This window comes from Mucilaginibacter arboris, assembly GCF_009754915.1.
GTDB lineage: Bacteria > Bacteroidota > Bacteroidia > Sphingobacteriales > Sphingobacteriaceae > Mucilaginibacter_A > Mucilaginibacter_A arboris.
Map to the genome: position 1 here is coordinate 1 of NZ_WPIK01000032.1, position 5,542 is coordinate 5,542.

Genomic DNA, 5,542 nt, shown 5'->3' on the forward strand with positions numbered 1-5,542 from the left:
AACAAGTATTGCCGATGGTGGGAAAGTTGAAAAACCTCCGCCTGGCAACCGAAGTTCATTATTTATTCAAAGATGAGTAATTTATTCTTAAGTTCAAAAGAGTTCCTTCAAGCCCGAACCAAAGCTGACAAGCGATATGCTGCTGATTGCTCCAACGTCCAGCCCCACTATTGGCAATACTCTTGTTGTACGCCGTTTAGCTTCAGGAGCTTGACGATATTAAATAAACAAAATGGATAAAAATCACAATAAGTACTGCCATTGCAGAATAATATGTTGCAAGAAAAGGTTTATAATTTTTGAATTTTACTACTAGGCTTGAAAAAAGTGCTGTCGAAATAAAAGAATAGATTAAAATATTTGTCCCAAGCAAAACAAAGAGACCAACAAAATTAGTAAGTTTAAGAAAATCTGATAGAAAGATTAGAGGGAAGGCATAAAGCGTATAGTCTGCAATTAAATTAAAAATAGTTCCGTTCCCTATTGTTCCTTCACTTTTAGAAAATGCAAATAAATACCCTACTACTGAAATAAAGCACCAAAAAATCAAGGCACTAACGAATAAATCGGACTTTATTTTTTTCTGCAGAGTCATTCAATTTTAATTTCTATTCGAAAATGAGGTTTTCCTGTCAAATGGCGTACAACGGAAAAGGCTTGGCGAAGAACTGGAATTTAAAACCCTTCCGCTCCAAACCAAAGTTAAATTAATATCCAAATGTTGATGCTTCTTTTATCAGCTAAATTTTAATCCTTCAGCTGAAACTGAAGTAAAATAGCAAAACAAAAGTTGATGTTTAATCCGTCAGCCAGTTTTTTGCCAAACCAATGTTATGTGCAGTTTTATTTATCAATAATTTGAACAGTAGGCATTTCAGAACCAATCATTGCATTAAGAAAATCAGTCCTGCTATCATTTATATTTTTATAAAACGAAGTTATACCATCATCATAAGCTCGCTTTGAATAAGCATAAACAAGAATTCCTTTTTTCTTTTCGCCAAGGTCAACTTGCTTGTAACGATAAACGTTAAATTCAGCAATGCTCATTTTATCATCTTTGCTTTCACCAATTAAAAAATCAACCATAATTTCTTTACCATCTGGACTTTCATTAACCATAAAGTTGCAAGTTGGGTCAGTCTTTTTACGGTCGTTAAGTTCTTTAATTTTTTGCTGTACAGCATCTTTAAGACTAATATCTGTGTTAAACAAATGAATTGTTAACATTTCATTGAATTTTTCAACTTTTTCTCCTGACGGCAAATATTCCTGAATATAATAACTGCTGTTTGGCTTGTCCGTCCAGGCAAGATTAAAATTTGTTTTATTAAAAGTTAAAGGTCCTTTTACACCAAGTCTGTCAACTGGATCATTTAAGAAAGTGAAGGAAAATAAAAATACAGTTAAGATAAGAAGGTACTTTTTCATTTATAATTTTTAAGGTTTAGGTCTGGCGAAAATTGCACACAACGTTTCGGGCTTGGCGAAGAACTGGCATTTGGAACTCGTCAGTCCGGAACCAAAGTTAAATAAAAGTTCAAATGTTGATGCTTCTTTTATCAGCTAAATTTCTGTTCCTTCTGCCGAAACTGAAGCAAAATAGCGAAACAAAAGTTGATGTTTAATTCGTCAGCCAGTTTTTTGCCAAACCAATGTTGGCTGTAGTACGCTTATGGATTTGTAACGATGAATGGTTGCAATTCCTTAAAATCATTAATTCTATAATTTTTATTCATTCTTAACTTATAATCGTTAAAAGATAATCCTGTCTTTGATTTAAATGTATCAACTTTAAATGTGCTTAACGAAATTTTGTTAGTGTCTAACTCTAAAATTAACTCATTCTTTTTAAATACAAGTGCATCACGATCAGATTTAAATCGAACCAAGTTCAAATCTTCCTTATAGCTTTTAATCGAATAATCTCCGTTAGTTCCTGAAGAATACATTGAATAATATTCGACCTCAAAAGTCCAATCTTTCCATTTTTGTATATCTGTTTTTATTGGTTGTTTGTTAGCAAGGGCACCATTATCGAGAAGGCATTTTACGAATAATGTGTCCTTGTTTTTCCATTTGATGAAGAATGGGTAACTATTATCACTAAATATGAAAAAATCTCTATCAGTGTAATCGCATTTCTCGTCAAAAGGTAAGATTTTCAATACTGTAAAACCAGAACCGAAAGCCATTGAGCTTTCAATGTGGTATCTATAAAGGGAAAAGTTGCTGTAAGGCGAGTTCAATTTTACTGCATCGCCAACCAGTGACTTATCTACAGCCTCATTACACCCTAAAAGAAAAGAAATAATTATAGCTGTAAAGAGATGAAGTCTTGTCATTTTGAAGGTGTCATTGTATTACAGCCAACGGAAAAGGCTTGGCGAAGAACTGGCAATAGCATTCCGTCCGCCAAAACCGAAGTTAAATTTATAATTAAATGTTGATGCTTCTTTTACCGGCTAAATTTTATTCCGTCGGCCGAAACTGAAGCAAAATAGTAAAATAAAAGTTCAATTGCTTCCTTCCGCCAGTTTTTTGCCAAACCAATGTTGGCTGTAGTATCTTAATTGCTGATTAAGTGTCAAAGTATTTTTTAATGATATTCTGTCTATTTTCTTTTTCGATTGCAATAATTTCGATAATAAACTCTGTCATCACGTGTTCATCAATTTTAAGTTGACTAATTAGTAAATTCACTTTCTGTGCACCTATTGCTTCGTTAATTTTTGCTGCCCATTTGTATAAATTTTTCTTTAAAACAAATGTGTCGTCAACCACAAGAGATACAAATTTTTGTTTGTAAATGTCCAAGGGATAAGCACCTTTAATTTGTTCCCATCTAATTTCGTCTTGTTTTGTCGTTCTATCCCAAATTCCATTTTCAGTAATTATTATTTGTGGTCTTCTGTCAAATGTCTGAAACAGTCCTACCGGAATACCAAGTGCAAAAAAGCAAGTGCAGAGCCAACCCATTGTATAATCACTTGTCCCAATTGGTTCTTTATTTATCATCCAAATTCCGATTACAATAAATGGAATTGTAAGAGCAATTATTTTTAGCCCTTTTAATGGTCTTTTGTAAAGCTTAATTTCTGTCATTACCTCTTTAATAATGGCATTCGGTAGAGTCTTGATGATATTACAGCCAACGGAAAAGGCTTGGCGAAGAACTGATATTTGAAATCCTTCCGCCGAAACCGAAGCTAAATTTATAACAAAAAGTTGATGCTTCTTTTACAAGCTAAATTTGTTCCGTCAGCCGGAACTGAAGCAAAATAGCAAAACAAAAGTTGATGTTTAATTCGTCAGCCAGTTTTTTGCCAAACCAATGTTGGCTGTCAGGCTAGTACAAATTATTGATCTAAAAATTTTTACAGTTTATCCAAGTTAGTGTCCCATGTATTTAACAAGTTTATTAGCTGCAATTTGTCAAGAAATTTACAAATCCTAAGATGTAAATAATTAAAAGTATTAAACTTACTATTGTAATTGTTATTCCTATTTTATCAAAATTTCTTGTCCAAGAAGCAAAAAGAATTATGCTTTGAAAAACTATTAAGATAAGTCCTATTAAAATCAAAAATGGCCCGCATAACCAATTGTTGTAATGCTGTTGACGAAAATAAGTTATAACTAAAAGTCCAACAGTAAGAAGTCCAAATGTTAATATGAGTTTACGTGGTTTCATAAAGCTTGCAGCCAACGGAAAGGGCTTGGCGAAGAACTGGAATTTGAAACTCGTCAGCCGAAAACTAAAGTTAAATTAATAATCAAATGTTGATACTTCTTTTATCAGCTAAATTTTCTTCCTTCAGCCGAAACTAAAGCAAAATAGCAAAACAAAAGCTGAAATTGTAACCTGTCAGCCAGTTTTTTGCCAAACCCATGTTAGCCGCTTTTTGTGTTTTTGCTTTTTTGGGACAAAAAAATCTTTAGCAAACTTTACCGGGCGAAAACACAAATTGCGCCTAACGGAAAAGGCTTGGCGAAGAACTGGCATTTAAAACCCGTCAGCCGAAAACCAAAGTTAAATTAATATCCAAATGTTGATGCTTCTTTTACAGCTAAATTTTGTTCCTTCTGCTGAAACTGAAGCAAAATAGTTAAACAAAAGTTGATGAAACATTCGTCAGCCAGTTTTTTGCCAAACCAATGTTGTAGGCAGCTGTTCTCTTTTAATATTGATGCTGTTCAGAAAGAACTGGTTCTGCATAAGCTATAATTTCTTTGTCTTTTAGTTCAGATAATTTTTGTTTAATCGGTTCGTAATTTTTGTCAGCAAGAACTTCTATTACAAAGTAACCTTCTTTAAACTTTTCAGATTTGCAGTCTAAAGAATTAAAAATATCGCGGATTTCATTTGTTGTAAAAGTTTCGTCCAAGATAACAACTTGTATAAGCGAATTACCGGAATACTCAATCGTTTCTTTATAAGTCAACATCTTTTCCGTATCGTCATATTCTGCAAAAACAATGTCGTCAGAAGTAATCGAAGCAAAAAATGGAATGCTGTCAATTTTATAAAGTCCTTTGTTTGCATCTACAATTTCAGCCCACAATGTTTCAACAATCCATTCGTCTAATACGTCGCTGTAAAACCTAAAAAGGATTTTTACAAATCTCTCGTCTGCTGTTGTCATAATTTAGGTCGGTCTTACAGTTGCCTACAACGAACAGGTATTGCTGCAGTTTGGGCATTTGAAAATCGTCACGCCGGAACTGCTGCTGATAGCTGTACTGTTATTGATGTTTTGTTCAATAGCCAAATTTATAACGTCAAGCCGGAAGTGAAGCTGATCTTTTTACTGCTGCCGATGCTTACAACGTCCAGCCCAAATTGCAGCAATACCCTTGTTGTGTGTTCGTGCTTATTCTGCATTAGTAAGGTTGTCAAGTAGTCTTGGAACACTTTCATGTAAAGCCTTGTCAAAACAACTTGTGTGGGCATAAAGTCCTTGCACTTCTTCAATGTTACTTGTCAGGCAAACTGAAACTTCAGCAGCGTCTTTATATAACAAACCTTGTCCGCAAAAACAGCATGAAACATTTAGGTCTTCTGGTGTCATAGAAATTCCTATTTGTCAATAAGGTTTATAAATTCAATACCTCCAATTCGTCCATCTTTGAGTAAGTCAAGAACTATGTCGCCTTTGTCGTCTTGTTCAAGTACAATGCACTCGTCATGTTGCCATTCTGCATTTGGCTCATTCGCATTCTTGCCGTCAACAAAACGATAATAACCATTACTTGTCCATTGTCCAACAGAACATTTTTGTAAGGCTTCAATAATGTCTTGTCGGTCTGGCTCTTGTTGTCTTACAAGGTTAATTATTTCCTCTATGTTAATTGGTTCGCTCATAGCATGACACACAACGGAAAGGGCTTGGCGAAGAACTGGAATTTGAAACTCGTCAGCCGAAAACTAAAGTTAAATTAATAATCAAATGTTGATACTTCTTTTATCAGCTAAATTTTCTTCCTTCAGCCGAAACTAAAGCAAAATAGCAAAACAAAAGCTGAAATTGTAACCTGTCAG

General features: G+C 34.0%; 7 protein-coding genes. All 7 read right to left on the reverse strand.

Translation table 11 applies throughout. The annotated features are described in order from the left end of the window. Positions 1–202 precede the first annotated feature (202 nt). On the reverse strand, positions 203–595 hold the full coding sequence (locus tag GO621_RS18425; RefSeq protein ID WP_157569817.1) for a hypothetical protein: 393 nt from the start codon (positions 593–595) through the stop codon (positions 203–205). Between the two features lie 248 nt (positions 596–843). Then, positions 844–1,431, reverse strand: coding sequence for a hypothetical protein (locus GO621_RS18430; RefSeq protein WP_157569820.1), 588 nt, complete (start codon positions 1,429–1,431; stop codon positions 844–846). A gap of 242 nt (positions 1,432–1,673) precedes the next feature. Beyond that, on the reverse strand, positions 1,674–2,345 hold the full coding sequence (locus GO621_RS18435; protein ID WP_157569822.1) for a hypothetical protein: 672 nt from the start codon (positions 2,343–2,345) through the stop codon (positions 1,674–1,676). A gap of 235 nt (positions 2,346–2,580) precedes the next feature. Then, positions 2,581–3,105 (reverse strand): STM3941 family protein, encoded by a 525-nt coding sequence (locus GO621_RS18440; protein ID WP_157569824.1) that lies wholly within the window; start codon positions 3,103–3,105, stop codon positions 2,581–2,583. Positions 3,106–4,181: 1,076 nt separating this feature from the next. Then, positions 4,182–4,646 (reverse strand): DUF4265 domain-containing protein, encoded by a 465-nt coding sequence (locus GO621_RS18445; protein WP_157569826.1) that lies wholly within the window; start codon positions 4,644–4,646, stop codon positions 4,182–4,184. Between the two features lie 228 nt (positions 4,647–4,874). Next, positions 4,875–5,072, reverse strand: a complete 198-nt coding sequence (locus GO621_RS18450) for a hypothetical protein (protein WP_157569828.1) — start codon at positions 5,070–5,072, stop codon at positions 4,875–4,877. Positions 5,073–5,080: 8 nt separating this feature from the next. Beyond that, positions 5,081–5,365 carry a hypothetical protein gene (locus tag GO621_RS18455; protein ID WP_157569831.1) on the reverse strand — a complete coding sequence of 95 codons (285 nt, stop codon included), beginning with the start codon at positions 5,363–5,365 and terminating at the stop codon, positions 5,081–5,083. Positions 5,366–5,542 lie beyond the last annotated feature (177 nt).

Coding starts and splice junctions, on each gene's coding strand:
- GO621_RS18425 (WP_157569817.1), bottom strand. CDS start 595: ATGACTCTGCAGAAAAAAATAAAGTCCGATTTATTCGTTAGTGCCTTG.
- GO621_RS18430 (WP_157569820.1), bottom strand. CDS start 1,431: ATGAAAAAGTACCTTCTTATCTTAACTGTATTTTTATTTTCCTTCACT.
- GO621_RS18435 (WP_157569822.1), bottom strand. CDS start 2,345: ATGACAAGACTTCATCTCTTTACAGCTATAATTATTTCTTTTCTTTTA.
- GO621_RS18440 (WP_157569824.1), bottom strand. CDS start 3,105: ATGACAGAAATTAAGCTTTACAAAAGACCATTAAAAGGGCTAAAAATA.
- GO621_RS18445 (WP_157569826.1), bottom strand. CDS start 4,646: ATGACAACAGCAGACGAGAGATTTGTAAAAATCCTTTTTAGGTTTTAC.
- GO621_RS18450 (WP_157569828.1), bottom strand. CDS start 5,072: ATGACACCAGAAGACCTAAATGTTTCATGCTGTTTTTGCGGACAAGGT.
- GO621_RS18455 (WP_157569831.1), bottom strand. CDS start 5,365: ATGAGCGAACCAATTAACATAGAGGAAATAATTAACCTTGTAAGACAA.